Origin of the sequence: Gordonia desulfuricans NBRC 100010 (assembly GCF_001485495.1) — a bacterium.
In the GTDB taxonomy this organism is placed as follows: domain Bacteria; phylum Actinomycetota; class Actinomycetes; order Mycobacteriales; family Mycobacteriaceae; genus Gordonia; species Gordonia desulfuricans.
In genome coordinates, this window is record NZ_BCNF01000146.1 from 1 (window position 1) to 18592 (window position 18592).

An 18592-nucleotide genomic window follows, 5' to 3' on the forward strand; every position below is an offset into this window, starting at 1 on the left:
CTCCGCAGCACACGGTGAGAGGTGACCACCTCGGAGGCGGCCGGGTTGGCAACCCGGCCACCCGAGGTCTCGACACGCCTCGTCGCAAGGCTCCTCGTCGGCTCAACCACCAACCGCCCGTTGAAGATCGAGCCGGTCACCACCCGAACTGTTAACCGCTGTTGCGGAGCGCGGTCGCGAGGCCGTTCATGGTCAGCTGGATACCGCGGCGGACGCGGGATTCGTCGTCGCCGGCGCGGAACCGACGCAGCAACTCCACCTGCAGCAGGTTCAACGGCTCCAGGTAGGGGAAGCGGTTGTACACCGACCGCTTGAGGGCGGCATTGTCGGCGAGCAGGTCGTCGGTGCCGGTGATCTTGGAGTACATCGCGATGGTGCGCTCGTGCTCGTCGACGATCATCCCGAAAACGGTGTCGCGCAACGTCTCGTCTGGGACCAACTGCGCATAGCGGTGGGCCAGTCCCATGTCGGACTTGGCCAACACCTGCGCCATGTTGGACATCACGGTGCGGAAGAACGGCCACTTCTCGTAGTACCGCTGCAGGGTGGCCAGACGCTCGGGGCTCTCGCCCACCCACTGCTCGAAGGCGGCGCCGGTGCCGTACCAGCCGGGCAACATCACCCGCGACTGCGTCCACGACAGCACCCACGGGATGGCCCGCAGGTCGGAGATCTTCTCGGTCTGTTTGCGTGAGGCGGGACGACTGCCGATGTTGAGCGCACCGATCTCCGACAGCGGCGTCGACGTGGTGAAGTACTCCACGAAGCCCGGGGTCTCGTGCACGAGTGCCGAATACGCCGTGCGGGCCAGCGCGGCGATCTCGTCCATGTTGGCGTAGGCGTCCTCCGACTCCTCCCCCAGACCCTCGACGTCGAGCAGCGACGACTCGATGGTCGCGGCGAGCAGGGTCTCCAGGTTGCGTTCGGCGATCACCGGCTCGGCATACTTCGCGGCGATGATCTCGCCCTGCTCGGTGATCCGCAACGAGCCCTGCACCGCGCCCGGCGGCTGCGCCAGGATCGCGTCATAGCTGGGACCACCGCCGCGGCCGACGGTGCCACCGCGACCATGGAAGAGGCGCAACCGGATACCGGCTTTCTCGGCGGCCTCGACCAGGTCGAGTTCGCCGCGGTAGAGGGCCCAGTTCGCGGCCATGTAGCCGCCGTCCTTGTTGGAATCGGAGTAGCCGAGCATCACTTCCTGCATGTCGGCCTGCCCCGCGACCAGCTCGCGATAGAACGGCAGATCCAATGCGGCGAGCAGGGTTTCGGCGCCCTGCTGAAGATCCTCGATGGTCTCGAACAACGGGACGATACGCACCGTCGACACCGTCTTGCCGGTCTCGGCGTCGACGTCGATCAGTCCCGCCTCCTTGAGCAGGATCATCGGTTCGAGCATGTCGCTGACCGAGGTACACATCGAGATGATGTAGTTCGGCACGGCCTGCGGGCCGAAGGTCGCCACCGCCGCGGCGGCGGCCCGGACGATGCCGAGCTCCTTGATCGCCAACTCCGACAGCTCGGCATCGGGCCGCACCAGCGGGCGGCGTGAGGTGAGCTCCGCCGACAGCACCCGCACCCGGGCGTCCTCGTCGAGCGAACGGTAGTCCGGGTGCACCCCGGCCCAGGCGAACAGCTCGGCGATCACCTCCTCGTGCATGTCGGAGTTCTGCCGCATGTCCAGCCCGGACAGGTTGAACCCGAAGGTGCGCACCGCTTCTCGCAACCGCGCGAGCCGGTCGTCGGCGATGCTGTCGTCCCGGTTGTCGCGCAAGGCGGCGTCCACCACATCGAGATCGGCGAGCAGTTCGTCGGCGGTCGCATAGGCCTGCGTGCCGTCGAACACCACCTGGTCGAGGGATGCGAGGAACTCCGCACCGAACATCTCCGCCGCGGTCGCCCCGAGCCGGGAACGGATGTGGCGCAAGGCGAGCCGGAACGGTTCGTCGGCCGTCGGGTCGTCGGCACTCGCCCCGGCCAGCTCCAGCAGGCCGGCATCGGTGTCGATCAGGCGCGCCGACATACTCAGTTCCTGGGTGAGCAGCCGCAGCTCCGACAGGTGGTGGGCGACGGCGGTCTGCGCGGCCAGCGACGTGGCCAGGGTGACCACCTCGTCGGTGACGAACGGGTTGCCGTCGCGGTCGCCGCCGATCCACGATCCCATCCGGATCATCGGGTCGTCGGCCAGCCCGGCCTCCGGATACGCCTCGCGCAGGGCGGCCCGCACCTTGGTGTTGATGGCGGGGACGACGTCGAAGAAGGAGGCGTCGTAGTAGCGCAGTCCGGCCCGCACCTCGTCCTGGATGGTGAGGCGTTCGAGTCGGATCAGCGCGGTCTGCCACAGGGTAAGGATCTGCCGGCGGATACCCTCGACCACCTCCGCGTCCTCGTCCGGCGTGAGTTCGGTGCGCCCGCGGAACCGCATCAGCTCGGTGATCCGGTTCTGCGCCTCGAACACGGTGCGCCGACGTGTCTCGGTGGGGTGGGCGGTGATCACCGGCACCACGGTCGCATCGGCGAGCGCACGCCCCACCTCGGCGTCGGGCAGGTCCGCGGCGGCGAGCTTGGCGTAGGTGGCGGCGAGGCTGCTGTCCTGCGGCGCGTCACCCGCACGCACGTGCAGGCTGCGGCGGCGTTCGCGGTGGATGTCCTCGGCCAGATTGGCCAGGAGCGCGAAGTTGGTGAACGCGCGGATGATCGGCAGCGCGACACCGATGTCGAGGTCGGTGAACATGTCGGCCAGCTCGTCGCGGTCGATCTCCGCCCGGCGGATCCGGAACGCCGCGATCCGCGCATTCTCGACCAGGTCGAAGGTCTCGGCACCCGAGTGCTCGCGGACCACGTCACCGAGGATGCCGCCGAGCAGACGGATGTCCTCGCGCAACGGTTCGGTGAGGGTTCGTCCCTCGTCGTCGACGACGACGTGCTCGACGATCGAGATCGACGGACGCCAGTCCGGGGCACCGTGGGATGGGACGGATGAGGTCATGGCGTTCAGTATTGCGCCAACCCGGTGATGTGGCATCTCAGAAACGCGGCGCCGCCGAAGATCGGACCACGGACACACCTCGCCCCGGCGGGCACGGGGCCGACGCCGGGGCGAGGGAAAGATCTCGGGGCACTATCCCCCGGGCAGGATCAGGCGGACAACTTGATGTCGACACCGATCCCGATGATGAAGATGAACCACACCAGGCCGACGAAGATGGTCAGCCGGTCGAGGTTGCGCTCCACGACACTCGAGCCCGACAGGCTCGACTGCACACCGCCACCGAACAGCGACGACAGGCCGCCGCCCTTGCCGCGATGCAGCAGGATCAGGATCACCAGCAGCACACTGGTGACGATGAGTCCGATGTCCAGCACGGTTTCGAGCACGAGTCGCAGGTCCTGTCCGGTCGTGGGTGGTGGCACAGAGTTGGGTCGCCGCGCGCACCAGGGCGGGCCGGTCCGTCAGAAGGTGACGAACCGACCCGCCCAGTGTACGCGTAGCGGGTCGCCGATCAGGGCAGGGGCCCGCCGGCGGCGATCGCCGAGAGCGTGGCGAACTCGTCCGACTTGAGCGACGCGCCGCCGACGAGTGCACCGTCGACGTCGGTCTGGCCGACTATGTCGCCGACGTTCTTGGAATTCACCGATCCGCCGTAGAGGATGCGCACCGATGCCGCGGTCGCCTCGTCGGCGATCTCGGCCAGGGCCGCACGCACGGCGGCACACACCTCCTGGGCGTCGGCGGCACTGGCCACCCGGCCGGTGCCGATCGCCCAGACCGGCTCGTAGGCGATGACGACCTTGCCGATCTCCTCGGCGGTCAGGCCGGCCAGCGAACCCTTGAGCTGCGCGACGTTGAACGCCACGTGCTCGCCGGACTCGCGGACCTCCAGGCCCTCGCCGATGCACACGATCGGGGTGATCCCGTGGCGCAGCGCGGCCTTGGTCTTGCCCAGCACCACCTCGTCGGTCTCGGCGTGCAGGGTGCGACGCTCGGAGTGTCCGACGACGACGAAGGTGCAGCCCAGCTTGGCCAGGAACGCACCGCTGATCTCGCCGGTGTAGGCGCCCGAGTCGTGTGCCGACAGATCCTGCGCACCGTAGGTGAGCAGCAGCTTGTCGCCGTCGACGACGGTCTGCACGCTGCGGATGTCGGTGAACGGCGGGATCACCGTCACGTCGACCTTCTCGAAGTACTTCGCCGGGAGAGCGAAGGCGAGCTTCTGCACCAGGGCGATGGCCTCGAGATGGTTGAGGTTCATCTTCCAGTTGCCGGCGATGAGCGGCTTACGTGATGAGGACATCGTTCAGCTCTCCAGAACCTTGAGACCGGGAAGTTCTTTGCCCTCCAGGTACTCCAGTGAGGCACCACCTCCGGTGGAGATGTGCGAGAAATCGGAGTCCGGCAGCCCCAGAGTGCGGACCGCGGCCGCGGAGTCGCCTCCACCGACCACGCTGAACGCACCCGACGAGGTGGCCTGCGCGATGGCCTCGGCGACACCCTTGGTGCCGGCCGAGAACTTCTCGAACTCGAACACGCCCGACGGACCGTTCCAGAAGATGGTCTTGGCGCCGGTCAGCAGCGCGGCGAAGCGCTTGACCGACTCCGGGCCCACGTCCAGGCCCATCCATCCGTCCGGGATCTCGTCGGCGGCAACGGTTTTCGCCTCCGCATCGGCGGCGAAGCGGTCGGCCACCACCACGTCCTGCGGCAGGTGGATGACGTCGCCGAAGCGCTCCAGCAGGTCCTTGCAGACCTCGATCTGGTCTTCCTGCAGCAGCGACGAACCGACGCCGTGTCCCTGGGCGGCCAGGAAGGTGAAGGCCATGCCGCCGCCGATCACGAGGGTGTCGACCTTGGGGGCCAACGCCTCGATCACGCCGAGCTTGTCCGACACCTTGGACCCGCCCAGCACCACCGCGTACGGACGAGCCGGATCGGTGGTCAGCGTGGAGAGCACGTCGACCTCGGCGGCCACCAGCTCACCCGCGTAGTGCGGGAGCAGCTTGGCGACGTCGTACACCGATGCCTGCTTGCGGTGCACCACCCCGAAACCGTCCGAGACGAAGGCCCCGTCCTCGCCGACGAGCTCGACGAGGGCTGCGGCCAGCGCGGCCCGCTCGGACTCGTCCTTGGACGTCTCCCGCGGGTCGAACCGGATGTTCTCCAGCAGCAGCACGTCGCCGTCGGTCAGCCCCTCGGCGCGGGCGAGCGCGTCGGTGCCGACGACGTCACCGGCGAGCTGGACGTTGCGGCCCAGTTCCTGCCCGAGGCGCTCGGCGACCGGGGCCAGCGAGAACTTCGGGTCGGGTTCGCCCTTCGGGCGGCCCAGATGGGCGGTGATGATCACCTTGGCACCGGCGTCGATCAGCGCGTTGAGCGTCGGGAGAGAGGCGAGAATCCGGCCCGGATCGGTGATCGTCGACCCGTCGAGCGGGACGTTGAAATCCGACCGGACCAGCACCCCGCGACCCGAAACGCCTTCGTCCAGAAGGTCTTTCAGAGTGGGTACACCCATTGCAGCGTTGCTCCGTACGTCGTGGTCAGTGGGTGGGTCAGAGAGACTTGCCGACCAGGCCGATGAGGTCGACGAGACGGTTGGAGTAGCCCCACTCGTTGTCGTACCAGGAGACGGCCTTGACCTGGTTGCCGATGACCTTGGTCAGGCCGGCGTCGAACAGCGAGCTGTGCGGGTCGGTGACGATGTCGCTGGAGACGATCGGCGCATCGTAGTACTTCAGGATGCCCTTCAGCGGTCCCTCGGCGGCAGCCTTCATCGCGGCGTTGACCTCTTCGGCGGTGGTCTCCTTGGAGAGCTCCGCGGTCAGGTCGGTGACCGAGCCGGTGGGGATCGGCACACGCAGGGCGTAGCCGTCGAGCTTGCCCTTCAGCTCCGGGAGCACCAGGCCGATGGCCTTGGCCGCACCGGTGGAGGTGGGGACGATGTTGATGGCCGCGGCGCGGGCGCGACGCAGATCCTTGTGCGGGCCGTCCTGCAGGTTCTGGTCCTGGGTGTAGGCGTGGATGGTGGTCATCAGGCCCTTGACGATGCCGAACTCGTCGTTGAGGACCTTGGCGAACGGCCCGAGGCAGTTGGTGGTGCAGGAGGCGTTGGAGATGATGTTCTGGCTGCCGTCGTACTTGTCGTCGTTGACGCCCATGACGATGGTGATGTCCTCATCGCTCGCCGGCGCGGAGATGATGACCTTCTTGGCGCCGGCGTCCAGGTGACCCTGGGCCTTGGCACGCGCGGTGAAGATACCGGTCGACTCGACGACGACGTCGACGCCCAGGTCGCCCCACGGAATCGCCGCCGGGCCCTCCTTGACCTCGAGGGCCTTGATCTTCTGCTCGCCGACGACGATGGTGTCGTCGCCCTCGAGGCTCACGTCCTTGTCGAGACGACCCAGGATCGAGTCGAACTTCAGCAGGTGCGCCAGCGAGGCGTTGTCGGTGAGATCGTTGACCGCGACGATCTCGATGTCGGTGGTGCCCAAAGCCTTCTGCGCTTCGACGGCACGGAAGAAGTTGCGGCCGATGCGGCCGAATCCGTTGACGCCTACCCGAACAGTCACTGGTGTGCTCCTTAGCGGTTGTCTCGGCTACCGGCCATCTGGCCACGCCGCTTCTCCTGCGCCGATCGACTCGTGGCAGACCGGCTCGCCCCACAGCCTAGTAGGACGCCACATCGGGGGCACCCTGACGGGTCCGACTTTGCGGACAGCGGGCCCGGCGATCACCTGCCCGGACGACACGCCGTCGGGTCTAGGCCTCGTCGAGCAGGTCGTTGGTGACCGCCGACTCGGTGTCCGGGATGCCCTCGGTGCGCGCCTTCTTGTCGGCCATCGACAGCAGCCGGCGGATCCGGCCGGCGACGGCGTCCTTGGTCATCGGGGGGTCGGCGAGCTGGCCGAGCTCCTCGAGCGAGGCCTGCCGGTGGGTGATGCGCAGCGCCCCGGCGGCGGCGAGATGATCGGGGACGTCGTCGCCGAGGATCTCCAGCGCGCGCTCGACACGGGCGGCCGCCGACACCGCGGCACGCGCCGAGCGGCGCAGGTTGGCGTCGTCGAAGTTGGCGAGGCGGTTGGCGGTGGCCCGGACCTCACGGCGCATCCGCCGTTCCTCCCACACCAGCCGGGTGTCGTGTGCACCCATCCGGGTGAGCAGGGCGCCGATGGCCTCGCCGTCGCGGATCACCACACGGTCGGCGCCGCGTACCTCACGGGCCTTGGCCGACACCCCCAGCCGTCGCGCCGCGCCGACCAGGGCGAGCGCCGATTCCGGTCCGGGACAACTGACCTCGAGGGCCGACGAGCGGCCCGGCTCGGTGAGCGAGCCGTGTGCGAGGAATGCGCCGCGCCACGCCGCCTCGGCGTCGGCGACACTGCCGCCGACCACCTGTGCGGGCAGACCGCGGACCGGCCGGCCCCGCATGTCGAGCAGTCCGGTCTGGCGGGCCAGTCCCTCCCCCTCGCGGGTGACGCGCACGATATAGCGGGCGGACTTGCGCAGTCCACCACTCCGGAGCACGTGGACCTCCGAGTTGTATCCGAACAGGTCGTGGATCTCCCGGCGCAGCCTGCGGGCGACGTTGCCGAGGTCCACCTCGGCCTCCACCACCACCCGGCCGCCGACGATGTGCAGTCCCCCGGCGAAGCGCAGCAGAGCCGAGACCTCCGCTTTTCGGGCGCTCACCTGCGTCACGGTGAGTCGACTCAGTTCATCCTTCACCGCAGCGGTCATCGCCACCGGTCCCTGACCTCCGATCGTCACCGGGTTTGCCCCTTCACAACGTGTGGCAGTCCGCAACACACGTCGGGACAGCCTAACGGTTCAATTCACGGTCGCACAGTTGGTTCACCAGAGCGGCCACCTTCACCGGATCGTGGACGTGCCGTCCGGGCACCGCCACATCACCGACATCGAGCGTGGCACCGAACAGACCTGCCGCGCGTTCGAGATGTTCGCGTTCGCGTCCGGCCGGGACCGACGACTCGTCCACCACGACGTGGTCGATGCGGAGTCGATCGGCATGGGCGTGCAGCACATGCAGGTGCCGCTCCACCGAGAATCCCGGGGTCTCCCCGGGCTCCGGTGCCAGGTTGACGAACAAGATCTTACGGGAGTCGCTGCGGCGCAATGCCTCCAGCTGCTCGGGAACCAGGACGTGCGGGATCACGCTGGAGAACCACGAGCCCGGTCCGAGTACCACCAGGTCCGCCTGTTCGATCGCCGCGAGCGCTGGTGGGGCGGCCGGCGGATCGGGGGGCATCAGCCGCACGCGGCGCACCTTGCCGGGGGTGGTGGCCACCGCCACCTGGCCCCGGATGACCCGGGAGATCCGCGGATCGGACTCCAGGCCGGACACGTCGGCCTCGATCTGCAGCGGCACCGTCGACATCGGCAGAACGCGGCCGTCGACGTCGAAGACCCGCATCAGCTCGTCGAGGCCCGCGATCGGGTCGCCGAGCACCTCACCGAGCCCCGACAGCAGCAGATTGCCGACCGGATGCCCGGCCAGCGCGCCGTAGCCGCCGAACCGGTGCTGGAAGGTCTCCGCCCACAGCTGGTGGCGGCGCACGGCGTCGGGTCCCGACCGCTGCTCGACGTCGGCCAGTGCGGCCGGTGCACACATCAGGGCGGCGAACGCCATCCGCAGATCGCCCGGCGGGATCACCCCCAGCTCGGCCCGCAACCGGCCCGACGACCCGCCGTCGTCGGCGACGGTGACCACCGCGGTCACCTCCGGGCTCAGGTACCGCATCGCGGTCAGGGTCGCGTACAGGCCGTGGCCGCCGCCGAGTGCGGCGATCCGCATGGTCATTCGCGCCCCAGATCGCGGTGGCTGACCCGCACGTCGTAGCGGGTGGCGCCGGCGTCGTCGGCGGCCCGGCGCAGCCGCCGCGAGAGCTCCTCGGCAATCGCCACACTGCGGTGTTTGCCACCGGTACAGCCGATGCTGATCGTCATGTAGCGCTTGCCTTCTCGCAGATACCCCTTCCCCACCACGGCGACCAGCCGGGTGTAGAGGGAGAGGAAGTCCTCGGCGTCGTCCTGCCCCAGGACGTACTCGCGGACCGGCGCGTCGCGCCCGTTGAGCTCCCGCAGGTCGGTCACCCAGTACGGGTTGGGCAGGAACCGGACGTCGGCGACGAGATCGGAGTCGATCGGCAGACCGTACTTGAACCCGAACGACTGCACCGCGACGCTCAGCGGCGAGCCGGCGTCATGCGGATATGACTCCTCCACCACCTCACGCAGTTTCGCGACGGTCAGGGTGGAGGTCTCGACGACGAGATCGGCGGCGTCCTTCAGCGGCGCCAGGATCACCCGTTCCCGGGCGATGCCCTCCACGAGGGTGCCGTTGCCCTGCAGCGGATGCCGCCGGCGGACCTGCTCGAATCGCCGTACCAGCACCTGATCGCTGGCATCGAGGAACATCAGTCGGGTGCGGGTGCCGGTGGCCTCGAGACCGGCGCGCAGCGCGGCCAGTTCACCCCCGAGCGACCCGTCGGAGGCACGCAGCACCATCGCCAGCCGCAGGATCGGCGGGTCGTTCTCGCGGATGGTGTCGACCATCGTCGAGATCAGCGTCGACGGCACGTTGTCGGCGACGTACCAGCCGTCGTCCTCCAGGACGTTGGCGACGGTGGAGCGTCCGGCGCCGGACAGACCCGCGACGAACAGCACGACGAGGTCGTCGAGATCGTCGACCTCCCGGTCGCGGTCGGCGGGTGTGCCCCCACTGGTCTCGGCACTGCTCGTCGTCATGCGCTGCCCTCCTGTGCGGAGCCCACCGGCACGGTTGTTCCCGCCGGTACGGACTCGTCTGTCTGCGTTCTGTCGTCGCTCGGGGCCGTCTCGTCGCCCCGGGGACGATCCTCTCGCACCAGCGCCTCGTGCACCGTGCGAGCGGTGCCGACGCCGATGCCGGGTACCTCGGCGATCTCCTCGACACTCGCCTGCCGCAGCCGCGCGACCGACCCGAAGTGGGTGACCAGCGCGGTGCGGCGGGCACGGCCGAGGCCGGGAACCCCGTCGAGCACCGACTCGGTCATCCGCTTGCTGCGCTTGGACCGGTGGAAGGTGATCGCGAACCGGTGGGCCTCGTCACGCACCCGCTGCAGCAGGAACAGTGCCTCACTCGACCGCGGCAGGATCACCGGCTCGTCGTCGCCGGGAACCCAGATCTCCTCCAGCCGCTTGGCCAGCCCGATCACCGCGACATCGGTGACGCCGAGTTCGTCGAGGACCGCGGCGGCCGCATGCACCTGTGGCGCACCGCCGTCCACCACATAGAGGTTGGGCGGATAGGCGAAACGCTTGGGCCGGTTGGTGTCCGGATCGACCACCGCCGCCTGCGCCCCGGCCTCCTGATCGGCGCGATGACGCAGGAACCGGCGTCGGGTGACCTCGGCTATCGAGGCGACGTCGTCAGAGTGCCCGTCGCCGGCCGCCTCCCGGATCGAGTAGTGCCGGTAGTCGGATTTGCGTGGCAGTCCGTCCTCGAACACCACCAGCGACGCCACCACGTCGGTGCCCTGCACATGCGAGATGTCCACACACTCGATACGCAGCGGCGCCTGGTCGAGTCCCAGCCCGTCCTGCAGTTCGGTCAGTGCCGCCGAGCGGGTCGTCAGATCACCCGCGCGGCGCAGCTTGTGCCGTGCCAGGGCCTCGCCGGCATTGCGTTCGACCGTCTCGAACAGCGCCTTCTTGTCGCCACGCTGCGGCACCCGCAGACTGACCCGGCTGCCCCGCAGATCACTGAGGAACTCGGTGAGTTCGTCGGCGTCGTCGGGCAGCGCGGGCACCAGTACCTCCCGGGGCACCGACTCCCCGCGGGCGCGGTCGGCGCCGACGTTCACGGTGGCGTCGAGGTCGACCTCACCACCGTAGAACTGGGTGAGGAACTGGCCCACCTGCTCGCCGGGCGAGTGGTCCTCGGACTTCTCCACCACCCAGCCGCGTTCGCCGCGCACCCGGCCGTCGCGGACGTGGAAGATCTGCACCGACACCTCGAGGTCGTCACCGGCCATCGCGATGATGTCGGCATCGGTGCCGTCGCCGAGCACCACCGCCTGCTTCTCCATCGCCCGCCGCATCGCCGACAGGTCGTCCCGCAGGCGGGCCGCCCGCTCGAAGTCGAGTTCTTCTGCCGCAGAGGTCATCGCACGCTCGAGACGGCGGGTCATCTGGTCGGTGCGACCGGCCAGGAAGTCGCAGAAGTCGTCGACGATCTCACGGTGCTCGGCCGCCGACACCCGCCCGATACACGGGGCCGAACACTTCTCGATGTAGCCGAGCAGACACGGCCGGCCCATCTGCCCGTGCCGTTTGAACACCCCCGCCGAACAGGTGCGTGCGGGGAACACCCGGGTCAGCAGATCGACGGTCTCCCGGATCGCCCAGGCATGCGAGTACGGGCCGAAGTAGCGGACCCCGCGGCGCCGCGGACCGCGATAGACGAACAGCCGCGGATACTCCTCGTTGATCGTCACCGCGAGCATCGGATAGGACTTGTCGTCGCGGTAGCGGACGTTGAACCGCGGGTCGAACTCCTTGATCCAGTTGTACTCGAGCTGGAGTGCCTCCACCTCGGTACCGACCACCGTCCACTCCACCGACGCCGCGGTGGTGACCATCTGACGGGTACGCGGGTGCAACGAGGCGATGTCGGCGAAGTACGACGTCAGCCGGGACCGCAGGTTCTTGGCCTTGCCGACGTAGATCACCCGGGCGTGCTGATCGCGGAACTTGTACACCCCCGGATCGGTGGGGATCGTCCCGGGGGCGGGACGGTAGGTACTCGGATCGGCCACGTTTCCAGGCTAGTCACCCGTACCGACGAAGATGTGCCCGGCGCACCGGTCGGGCCGAACCGTGCACCCCATCCCGACGCCGGCGCTCACCGCGCAGCTGATCACAGCGCAGGTGATCGCCGGTGCGCATGGGCCCGACGATCGTCGTCGGCGACCCCGTCCGGCGGCGTCACGTGTTCAGCGGCGTGCTGTACTCAGGGGCGGTGACGGGCCTCGATCGCCCGGAAGCGTTCCATCGCCGCGACGGCCTTCTCGCCGTCCCCGGCCTGGATCGCCAGCACGGGCACGTGCTCGTCGCCGGGCAGTTCGAGCTGCCCGCCGAACCCCTTCTCCGGGTAGTCCAGGCCGAGTACCTGGTCCCAGCCGAAGACCCGCTCGGTGGCGAGGTTGCGGACGGCGACACCCTGCGGTCCGACACGCAGCCGCGGACGGGCCAGGAGCATCACCGCACCGGCGATCACCACACCGATCAGGATGACCGCGGCCTGGTCGGCGAAGCCGATGTTGTCCGGGCCGGTGTTGGAGATGGTCAGCAGCGCCCCGAAGGTGATGTGGATGACCAGCACCACCACCGCGATCACCACACCGATCACCGCCAGTCGCCGTGAGCGGTACTCGAACTCCCAGTCGTCCGCAGAACCGCCCCCGTGCGTCTGCGCGTCGTCGATCTCACCGCTCACGCCGGAGGACCGTCCCGTCACGACAAGGACCGCAGGACCAGCGCCGAGGCCAGGGCCGCGGTGGTCGCCTGCGCGCCCTTGTCCTCGGAAGAATCCGGCAGACCCGCCCGGGCGAGGGCCTGGGCCTCGGTGTTGGTGGTCAGCACGCCGTTGCCGACGGGGGTGGACTCGTCCAGCGACACCCGGGTCAGGCCCGCGGTCACCGCGTCGCACACGTAGTCGAAGTGCGGGGTCTCCCCCTTGATCACCACGCCGAGCGCGACCACCGCATCGTGGGTGCGGGCCAGGGCCTGCACGATCACCGGCAGTTCGATGGCGCCAGCGACCTGGACGACGGTCGGATCGGTGACGCCGTGCTGCTTGGCGGCCCGCAGCGCGCCGTCGAGCAGCGCGGTGCAGATGGTCTCGTGCCACTGCGACGAGACGATCGCGAGCTTCAGCCCGCCGGCGCCCTCGAGTTCGAGTGTGGGTTCACCGGCACCGCTCATGCGGGGTCCGCCTCTCCGGTCGCGGGGACTCCGTCCCACTTCTCCAGTCCGATCAGATCGTGACCCATGCGGTCACGCTTGGTACGCAGGTACCGCAGGTTCTCCTCGTTGGCGCGCACCGGCATCGGCACACGCTCGACGATCTGCAGGCCGTAGCCGTCGAGCCCGACCCGCTTGGCCGGGTTGTTGGTGAGCAGACGCATCGAGGTCACCCCGAGGTCCACCAGGATCTGGGCGCCGAGACCGTAGTCGCGCGAGTCCGCGGGCAGGCCGAGCTGCAGGTTGGCGTCGACGGTGTCGGAGCCGGCGTCCTGCAGCTGGTAGGCCTGCAGCTTGTGCAGCAGACCGATACCGCGACCCTCGTGGCCGCGCATGTAGAGCACGATGCCGCGGCCCTCGGCGGCGACCATCTCCATCGCCGCGTCGAGCTGCGGACCACAGTCGCAGCGCAGCGACCCGAAGACGTCGCCGGTCAGGCACTCGGAGTGCACGCGCACGAGGACGTCGCTGCCGGTGCCGTCGGCACCGGCGATGTCACCCAGCACCAGGGCGACGTGCTCGACGTCGTCGTGGATGCTGGTGTAGCCGACGGCGCGGAAATCACCGTGGCGGGTGGGAATCCGGGCGTCGGCGACACGCACGACATGCTTCTCGTTGCGACGGCGCCAGGCGATCAGGTCGGCGATCGAGATCAGCGCCAGATCGTGCTCGTCGGCGAAGACACGCAGCTCGGGGGTCTGGGCCATCGAGCCCTCGTCCTTCTGCGAGACGATCTCGCAGATGACGCCGGCCGGGGCCAGACCCGCCAGGCGGGCGAGGTCGACGGCGGCCTCGGTGTGGCCGGGACGGCGCAGCACCCCGCCTTCCTTGGCGCGCAGCGGCACGACATGTCCGGGCCGGGTGAAATCATTTGCGGTGGACGACGGCTCGGCCAGCAGCCGCATGGTGGTGGCGCGGTCGGAGGCGCTGATGCCGGTGCCGATGCCCTCGCGGGCGTCGACGGTGACGGTGTAGGCGGTGCCGTGCTTGTCCTGGTTCATCGAGTACATCGGCGGCAGCCCGAGACGATCACAGTCGTCCCCGGCGAGCGGCACACACAGATAGCCGGAGGTGTAGCGCACCATGAACGCCACCAGTTCGGGGGTGGCCTTCTCGGCGGCGAAGATCAGGTCGCCCTCGTTCTCGCGGTCCTCATCGTCGACCACCACCACGGCCTTGCCGGCCGCGATGTCGGCGATCGCACGCTCGACGGTGTCGAGTTCGACGCGCGGTGCGGGTTCGTCGACGACGGTGTCGTCGGCAGCGGGGGCCGCGTTCTTGTTGTCACTCATCGGTAATCACTTCACCTCTGCTGCGCCGGGCACGGTCGTGCCGGCTGTGGACTGGAGACGCTCGACGTACTTGGCGATGACATCGACCTCGAGGTTGACCACGGCCCCCACCGCGGCCGATCCGAGGTTGGTCTCACCCAACGTCGTGGGGATCAGGGAGATCTCGAACCATTCACCGGGACCGTCGGAAGCGGCCGGGGACGCCGGCGAGCTGACGGCCGAAACGGTCAGGGACACACCGTCGACGGTGATCGATCCCTTCTCGACGAGGTAACGGCTGAGGGCACGGTCGATGCCGATCCGTACGACCGTCCAGTTCTCCGACGGACTGATCGCGACGATAGTGCCGGTGCCGTCGACGTGGCCCTGCACGATGTGACCGCCGAAGCGTCCACCGGCGGGCATCGCCCGTTCGAGATTGACCGGGCTACCCCGTCCGAGACGGTCCAGCGAACTCCGACGCAGGGTCTCGGCCATCACGTCGACGGTGAACTCGTCGGCGGTGCATTCGACGACGGTCAGACAGACGCCGTTGACCGCGATCGAGTCGCCGAAACCGGCGTCAGAGGTGACCAATGGTCCCCGAATGGTGAGTCGTGCGGCGTCGCTGAGTTCGTCGCGCCCGACGATGGTGCCCAGTTCTTCGACGATACCGGTGAACACCCAGTCCTCCTGTCCTGCTCTCTCGAAGCCGACAGGACGGCGCGGGTCGCCGCCTTGTTCTCTCGCATCCGGACTGTGACCGTCGGCTCCGGATTCACACCGGATCTGCTGTCCTCACCTCTCGATGAGCGCTCGCGGGCTCGGTCTCACTTGCGTGGGACTCACCGCCGGTGGGGATTTTCACCCCGCCCCGAGAACGTACGTATCGAAGCTAGCACGTCGCGGGGACACGCAACCACCGGCAGTCCCTGACACTCCTCCGCCGCGGGTGGGCTGGGATACGATTTGTCGCAGTCGACAACTCGCTCGATCCACCACTGTCGGAAGGCGGCGCCACCATGGCGAACGGTACTGCGAACTCCCCCGCGACGGCGGGCGGCACCGGGGGCGGTGGAGCGATCGTGGATCTCCTGAAACGGTTTTGGCTCCCGCTGATCCTGGTTGTGGTCGCGATCATCTTCATCGTGCAGAACCGGGAGAAGGTCAGCGTCAACTTCCTGTTCCTGAGCATCTCCTCGTGGCAGTGGCTGATCTACACGATCATCGCGCTCTGCGGACTGATCGCCGGCTGGATACTCGGACGTAACAGCGCCAAGCGCAAGGCCGCGAAGGGCTGAACCCACACTGAGACCGGTGTCGGCACCCCGGCCGGACCCTATCCCCGGTCGGGCAGCCGGTCGCTGCGCGAGATGAGCAGGGCATCGTCGCCGATGGTCTCCACCGAGACCAGCCGCAGTCGGGAGCCCTCCGACAAGGTGGTGACCGCCGGTCGTTCGATCGCCGACCGTCCTGCCCCGAGCACCGTCGGCGCCACATAGGCCTCGATCTCGTCGACCAGTCCGGCGTCGAGAAAGGCCCCGATGATCCTCGGGCCACCCTCGACGAGCACCCAGGTGGTGTCGGACAGCGCGGCGAGCACATCGGCCGGATCGTGGCTGCGGACCTGCCGGAACTCCCCCGCCGCCGACGACGCGATCCGCGCATCGGAGTGGATATCCCTGTGCCCCATGGCAACCCGGATGGGCTGGCGTTCGGCGAGGCTGCCGTCGGGTAGCCGGGCGGTGAGTGCCGGATCGTCGCGGACCACGGTGCCCGTGCCCACGATGATGGCGTCGAGCCGGGCGCGTTGCCGATGGACACGGGCCCGCGCCTCGGGGCCGGTGATCCATTGACTGGTGCCGTCGGGGGCGGCGATCCGCCCGTCGAGGGTGGCGGCGAGTTTCGCGGTGACGAGCGGACGGCCGTGGCGTTGCCGGAACAGCCAGCCCCGCAGCGGCCCCGACATGGCGTCCCGCTCACCGAGACCGGCGATCACCTCGATGCCCGCATCCCGCAGCCGATCGGCCCCGCCGGATGCGGTGGGATTGGGGTCGCCGACGGCGTAGACCACCCGCGCGACCCCGGCGTCGATGAGCGCCTGCGCACACGGCCCGGTGCGGCCGGTGTGGTTACACGGTTCCAGGGTCACCACCGCGGTGGCCCCACGTGCCGCCGGTCCGGCGGCACGTAACGCCATCACCTCGGCGTGCGGCCCACCGGCCGCCTGGGTGTGCCCGCGCGCGATGACGGTGCCGTCGTCGGCGAGGATCACCGCGCCGACCGACGGATTGGGCCTCGACAGCCCCAGCGCCCCGGCCGATTCGTCGATCGCCAGGCGCATCGCCGCGGCGAGGCGGTCGGGATCGACGGTCATCGGCGGTTACGCGTCGGAGTCACTTGGCCCGGTGTGCGGCGGCCTTGGCGCGCAGGGCGGCGACGGCGGCCCCGGCATCCTCCGGGCCGTAGACCGCGGAGCCCGCGACGAAGCAGTCGACACCGGCCTCGGCCGCCTCGGCGATCGTCGAGTCGGCGATACCGCCGTCGATCTCGATCAGCAGGCGCAGATCACCGGAGTCGACGAGCTTACGGACCGCGCGGACCTTGTCGAGGACCTCGGGCATGAACTTCTGGCCGCCGAAGCCCGGTTCCACACTCATCACGAGCAGGGTGTCGACGTCGCGCAGGATCTCCAGGTACGGCTCGAGCGCGGTACCCGGCTTGATCGCGAGTCCGGCCTTGCCGCCGGCCGCGCGGATGTCCTTGGCGACCGCAACCGGGTTGTCGGTGGCCTCGGCGTGGAAGGTCACGTTGTGGGCGCCGGCCTCGGCATACGGCGGCGCCCAGCGGGCCGGGTCCTCGATCATCAGGTGGCAGTCGAGCGGGATGTCGGTGGCCTTGAGCAGGCTCTGCACGATCGGCAGTCCGAGGGTGAGGTTGGGAACGAAGTGGGCGTCCATCACGTCCACGTGCAGCCAGTCTGCGCGCGAGGGTCCGGGACCGGAGACCGCTGCGGCCTCGGCGGCGAGATTGGCGAAGTCCGCCGACAGGATCGAGGGCGCGATCATCGGGGCAAGCTGGGAACTCATGGCAGACAACTTACGCGGTCGGCGCGCTGCCCCGACGCACGGCCGGACGCGAGGTGACCGGCGCCTCAGCCCCGAACGGTGAGGATGCGCGGCCCGTCGTCGGTGATCGCCACGGTGTGCTCGGTGTGTGCCCCGGGTGTGCCGTCGGCCAGGCGCAGCGTCCAACCGTCGGGGTCGGTGACGAGCTCGTCGGTACCCGTCCCCCACCATGGCTCCAGCGCCAGCGTCATCCCGGCCTTCAGCTTGAGACCGCGTCCGGGGCGCCCGCGGTTGGGGATGTGCGGGTCCTCGTGCATGGTGTGGCCGAGTCCGTGCCCGCCGAAGTCGGTGTTCACCCGATAGCCGCCGTCGGCGGCAACCGTGCCGATCGCCGCGGAGATGTCACCGAGCCGTCCGCCCGGGACGGCGGCGGCGATCCCGGCGGCCAGGGCGCGCCGGGTGGAATCGATCAGAGTGGTGATCTGCGGGCGCGGGTCGCCGATCTGGACGGTGACCGCCGAATCGGCCACCCAGCCGTCGATCGACACCGCGAAGTCGAGGCTGAGGACGTCGCCGTCGGCGAGGACATGGTCATGGGGCATGCCGTGCAGCACGGCGTCGTTGACCGACAGGCAGATCACGTTGCGGAACGGACCGCTGCCGAACGACGGTGCATAGTCCCAGTAGCACGACTCGGCGCCGCGGTCGGCGACCATGGTGCGGGCGTGCTTCTCCAGGTCGAGGACATTGACGCCGGGTTCGGCCTTCGCCGACAGCGTCTCGAGCACCTCCGCCACGAATGCGCCGGTGACCGCCATCTTGTCGATCTCGGCCGGGGTCTTCAGTTCCATCACGTCGTGGTCTCTCCTCAGGTGTCACGGTATTTCAATACCGACACCACGCTAGCACGCCCGGTACACAAATACCGGTATGCTCCGGTACATGGTGCGTGTGCCGCTGACCCCTGAACAGATCGACTCCGGTCGACGACTCGGCGCGCTGCTGCGCCGTGTCCGCGCCGGTCGCGATCCCGAGACCGTGGCCCGCAGCGCCGGGATCTCCCCCGAGACGCTCCGCAAGATCGAGGTCGGACGGATCGCGACGCCGAGCTTCGGGACCGTCGTCGCCATCTGCGACGCCGTCGGACTGCCGATCACCGATGCCGTCGACGTCTGGCGCGGCACCACCGAGGAACCACTCGCCATGTGAGTTGTCGGGTTCGGTCCCGGCTC

Annotated in this window: 18 protein-coding genes and 1 riboswitch; of the genes, 2 read left to right on the plus strand and 16 right to left on the minus strand. The window is 69.1% G+C overall.

All coding sequences use genetic code 11. The features are described 5' to 3' along the window. Positions 1-151: 151 nt before the first annotated feature. From ppc to GD1_RS20930, 13 genes are all read right to left on the minus strand, one after another. Positions 152-2989 carry a phosphoenolpyruvate carboxylase gene (gene ppc, locus GD1_RS20870; protein WP_059039407.1) on the minus strand — a complete coding sequence of 946 codons (2838 nt, stop codon included), beginning with the start codon at positions 2987-2989 and terminating at the stop codon, positions 152-154. A 149-nt stretch (positions 2990-3138) separates the two neighbouring features. After that, complete coding sequence (secG, locus tag GD1_RS20875; protein WP_020793290.1) at positions 3139-3378, minus strand: preprotein translocase subunit SecG; 240 nt, start codon at positions 3376-3378, stop codon at positions 3139-3141. A 125-nt stretch (positions 3379-3503) separates the two neighbouring features. Continuing rightward, complete coding sequence (gene tpiA, locus GD1_RS20880; RefSeq protein WP_053776494.1) at positions 3504-4295, minus strand: triose-phosphate isomerase; 792 nt, start codon at positions 4293-4295, stop codon at positions 3504-3506. A 3-nt stretch (positions 4296-4298) separates the two neighbouring features. Further along, positions 4299-5510 carry a phosphoglycerate kinase gene (locus tag GD1_RS20885; RefSeq protein WP_059039408.1) on the minus strand — a complete coding sequence of 404 codons (1212 nt, stop codon included), beginning with the start codon at positions 5508-5510 and terminating at the stop codon, positions 4299-4301. Positions 5511-5547: 37 nt separating this feature from the next. Beyond that, the gene (gene gap / locus GD1_RS20890; RefSeq protein WP_020790391.1) at positions 5548-6567 is read right to left on the minus strand and encodes a type I glyceraldehyde-3-phosphate dehydrogenase; all 1020 of its coding nucleotides are present in this window, start codon (positions 6565-6567) and stop codon (positions 5548-5550) included. Between the two features lie 190 nt (positions 6568-6757). Beyond that, on the minus strand, positions 6758-7741 hold the full coding sequence (whiA, locus tag GD1_RS20895; protein WP_507742490.1) for a DNA-binding protein WhiA: 984 nt from the start codon (positions 7739-7741) through the stop codon (positions 6758-6760). A 76-nt stretch (positions 7742-7817) separates the two neighbouring features. Continuing rightward, positions 7818-8816, minus strand: coding sequence for a gluconeogenesis factor YvcK family protein (locus GD1_RS20900; RefSeq protein ID WP_059039409.1), 999 nt, complete (start codon positions 8814-8816; stop codon positions 7818-7820). Next, positions 8813-9763 (minus strand): RNase adapter RapZ, encoded by a 951-nt coding sequence (gene rapZ, locus GD1_RS20905; protein WP_053776492.1) that lies wholly within the window; start codon positions 9761-9763, stop codon positions 8813-8815. Before rapZ ends, GD1_RS20900 begins: the two co-directional genes overlap by 4 nt. Continuing rightward, entirely contained in the window at positions 9760-11814 is a 2055-nt protein-coding gene (uvrC, locus tag GD1_RS20910; RefSeq protein ID WP_059039410.1) for an excinuclease ABC subunit UvrC, read from the minus strand. The genes rapZ and uvrC overlap by 4 nt, the downstream gene beginning before the upstream one ends. Positions 11815-12008: 194 nt before the next feature. Further along, positions 12009-12494, minus strand: coding sequence for a PH domain-containing protein (locus GD1_RS20915; protein ID WP_244882936.1), 486 nt, complete (start codon positions 12492-12494; stop codon positions 12009-12011). Between the two features lie 17 nt (positions 12495-12511). Continuing rightward, complete coding sequence (gene ribH / locus GD1_RS20920) at positions 12512-12982, minus strand: 6,7-dimethyl-8-ribityllumazine synthase (protein ID WP_053776491.1); 471 nt, start codon at positions 12980-12982, stop codon at positions 12512-12514. Continuing rightward, the gene (locus GD1_RS20925) at positions 12979-14313 is read right to left on the minus strand and encodes a bifunctional 3,4-dihydroxy-2-butanone-4-phosphate synthase/GTP cyclohydrolase II (RefSeq protein ID WP_053776490.1); all 1335 of its coding nucleotides are present in this window, start codon (positions 14311-14313) and stop codon (positions 12979-12981) included. Before GD1_RS20925 ends, ribH begins: the two co-directional genes overlap by 4 nt. 6 nt (positions 14314-14319) lie before the next feature. Beyond that, on the minus strand, positions 14320-14976 hold the full coding sequence (locus tag GD1_RS20930; protein ID WP_059039411.1) for a riboflavin synthase: 657 nt from the start codon (positions 14974-14976) through the stop codon (positions 14320-14322). A gap of 52 nt (positions 14977-15028) precedes the next feature. Continuing rightward, a riboswitch (FMN riboswitch) is annotated at positions 15029-15178 on the minus strand. A 199-nt stretch (positions 15179-15377) separates the two neighbouring features. Here GD1_RS20930 and GD1_RS20935 point away from each other — a divergent pair. Beyond that, positions 15378-15593: a LapA family protein gene (locus tag GD1_RS20935; protein ID WP_244882938.1), complete on the plus strand. Its 216-nt coding sequence runs from the start codon at positions 15378-15380 to the stop codon at positions 15591-15593. 38 nt (positions 15594-15631) lie between these two features. Here the strand turns inward: GD1_RS20935 and ribD are convergent, their stop codons facing one another. From ribD to map, 3 genes are all read right to left on the minus strand, one after another. After that, positions 15632-16669, minus strand: a complete 1038-nt coding sequence (ribD, locus tag GD1_RS20940; RefSeq protein WP_059039413.1) for a bifunctional diaminohydroxyphosphoribosylaminopyrimidine deaminase/5-amino-6-(5-phosphoribosylamino)uracil reductase RibD — start codon at positions 16667-16669, stop codon at positions 15632-15634. Positions 16670-16688: 19 nt separating this feature from the next. Continuing rightward, positions 16689-17360 (minus strand): ribulose-phosphate 3-epimerase, encoded by a 672-nt coding sequence (rpe, locus tag GD1_RS20945; RefSeq protein ID WP_059039414.1) that lies wholly within the window; start codon positions 17358-17360, stop codon positions 16689-16691. Positions 17361-17446: 86 nt separating this feature from the next. Then, complete coding sequence (gene map / locus GD1_RS20950) at positions 17447-18214, minus strand: type I methionyl aminopeptidase (RefSeq protein ID WP_059039415.1); 768 nt, start codon at positions 18212-18214, stop codon at positions 17447-17449. 88 nt (positions 18215-18302) lie between these two features. On the opposite strand from map, the gene GD1_RS20955 reads away from it, so the two are divergent. After that, a complete protein-coding gene (locus tag GD1_RS20955) occupies positions 18303-18569 on the plus strand; it encodes a helix-turn-helix domain-containing protein (protein ID WP_059039417.1) in 267 nt (88 codons plus the stop codon). Positions 18570-18592: the final 23 nt, after the last annotated feature.

Bases quoted from the DNA above. Each gene is read 5' to 3' on its own strand.
- rpe (WP_059039414.1), bottom strand. From the start codon at position 17,360: ATGATCGCGCCCTCGATCCTGTCGGCGGACTTCGCCAATCTCGCCGCC.
- GD1_RS20925 (WP_053776490.1), bottom strand. From the start codon at position 14,313: ATGAGTGACAACAAGAACGCGGCCCCCGCTGCCGACGACACCGTCGTC.
- rapZ (WP_053776492.1), bottom strand. From the start codon at position 9,763: ATGACGACGAGCAGTGCCGAGACCAGTGGGGGCACACCCGCCGACCGC.
- GD1_RS20885 (WP_059039408.1), bottom strand. From the start codon at position 5,510: ATGGGTGTACCCACTCTGAAAGACCTTCTGGACGAAGGCGTTTCGGGT.
- GD1_RS20900 (WP_059039409.1), bottom strand. From the start codon at position 8,816: ATGACCATGCGGATCGCCGCACTCGGCGGCGGCCACGGCCTGTACGCG.
- ppc (WP_059039407.1), bottom strand. From the start codon at position 2,989: ATGACCTCATCCGTCCCATCCCACGGTGCCCCGGACTGGCGTCCGTCG.
- ribD (WP_059039413.1), bottom strand. From the start codon at position 16,669: ATGACCGTCGATCCCGACCGCCTCGCCGCGGCGATGCGCCTGGCGATC.
- GD1_RS20955 (WP_059039417.1), top strand. From the start codon at position 18,303: ATGGTGCGTGTGCCGCTGACCCCTGAACAGATCGACTCCGGTCGACGA.
- ribH (WP_053776491.1), bottom strand. From the start codon at position 12,982: ATGAGCGGTGCCGGTGAACCCACACTCGAACTCGAGGGCGCCGGCGGG.
- tpiA (WP_053776494.1), bottom strand. From the start codon at position 4,295: ATGTCCTCATCACGTAAGCCGCTCATCGCCGGCAACTGGAAGATGAAC.